Below are 1207 nucleotides of genomic sequence, written 5' to 3'. Positions count from 1 at the left end.
GCGGACCACGGTCAAAGCCTTCGCGGCGCGGACCACGGTCACCGTAACCGCCGCCCTCACGCCGAGGACCACGGTCCTGGAAGGGACGACGCTCGTCACCCTCACGACGCGGCCCGCGATCATCCCGGTCCCGGAAGGGGCGACGCTCGTCACCTTCACGACGCGGCCCCCGGTCGAAGCCCTCCCTGCGAGGACCACGGTCATCGCCCTCACGGCGCGGACCACGGTCAAAGCCTTCGCGGCGCGGCCCTCGATCGCCATACCCGCCCTGACGGCGGTCACCGTAGCCGCCTCCGCCTTCGCGACGCTCACCGTAGCCGCCCTCGCGACGGGGCCCGCGGTCATCCCGGTCCCGGTAGGAGCGGCCCTCCTCCCGGAAACCACCCTCACGTCGCGGCGGGCGCTCGTCGCGAGCGCCTTCCCCGCTTCGGGGCGCTCTGTCCTCGCGGTTGTACGGACGCGGCCGGCCCTCGGAACGGAACGGACGATCGCCACCGGAATCACGCCCGCGAGAGCCGTATCCGCCAGTCCTGCCGCCGCCAGAGCGCCTGTCCCCGTAGTCGCCGCGCCCGCGCTGTCCGCCGTCCGATCCGTTATCTCTGTTCACTTCTGGTCCATTTCGTTGGCTCACTCAGCGGACTCACAACGGCGGTCCACCGTGGCTGGTCGCCGCCCGCCCTCGGGCCTTACGCGACGAAGGCCACCCGTGGGGGTGGCCCGCTCCCTCCAGCCTAGCAAGCCCTCGCACGTTCACGAGCCCTCCAGACGCCCCCGCAAACATCCAGCCAGCCGCGAACCAAGTGGGATCGTCTGCTGTGATCCCACCTCCGTCCGCGTCCGAAGAGCGACGCCTCCCCGAAGGAGCGGAACATTGACGTCATCGACGAGTCCAACCAGGGACCAGACCCGTGTCTCCTTCATGGCGAAGAGCCCGACATTGAGGCCCTAAGGCCACGGGACTCTCCCCCAGAGAGGCCAGCCCATGGGCCAGCTGCAGCTTGCGCTGTCGTCGGGCAATGCCGTGACCGGCGGCCGGCATCACATGCACCCGACCCGGGCTGCCTAGCCTCCAGCGTTCGAGGAGCAGTTGGAAGCCCTTGGGAAGGGCCCACAACGCAAAGAAGGCCCCACACAACCGTGTGGGGCCTTCTTCGAAAGATTGTCCGGCGGTGACCTACTCTCCCACACCCTCCCGAGTGCAGTACCA

At 69.3% G+C, this 1207-nt stretch carries 1 protein-coding gene; it reads right to left on the bottom strand.

Annotated features, from left to right (window positions below; genetic code table 11):
- Nucleotides 1–312 (bottom strand): hypothetical protein (locus tag ACIA8R_RS47595; RefSeq protein WP_397044531.1); only part of this gene is annotated, 312 nt, incomplete at its 3' end.
- Between the last annotated feature and the right edge of the window lie 895 nt (nucleotides 313–1207).

Source organism: Nonomuraea sp. NPDC051191, from assembly GCF_044455665.1.
GTDB lineage: Bacteria > Actinomycetota > Actinomycetes > Streptosporangiales > Streptosporangiaceae > Nonomuraea.
Note: the sequence above shows the minus strand (reverse complement) of the source record. Positions and strands in the feature narration are given on the sequence as shown.